Consider the following 269-nt stretch of genomic DNA (forward strand, 5'->3'; position numbering starts at 1 on the left):
GGAATTGAACCGTCCGTCGGCAGCAAAGGAGACAGCTACGACAACGCTCTGGCTGAGACCATTAACGGGCTTTACAAAGCAGAGCTGATCCACCGCCGCGCTCCCTGGAAGACACGCGAAGCCGTCGAATTGGCTACGCTGGAATGGGTATCTTGGTTCAATCATCACCGACTGCTGGAGCCAATCGGCCACATCCCGCCGGCTGAAGCTGAAATGAATTACTATCGTCAACTTTCGGGTCAAGCCGTCTCGGCCTGACTCAAACCACG

General features: G+C 55.8%; 1 protein-coding gene. It reads left to right on the plus strand.

Annotated features, from left to right (window positions below; genetic code table 11):
* On the plus strand, window positions 1–258 hold a 258-nt coding region (locus AC6H42_RS22850; RefSeq protein ID WP_497549019.1), incomplete at its 5' end, for an integrase core domain-containing protein.
* Between the last annotated feature and the right edge of the window lie 11 nt (window positions 259–269).

The sequence above is a fragment of the Massilia sp. NBRC 108631 genome (genome assembly GCF_059704565.1).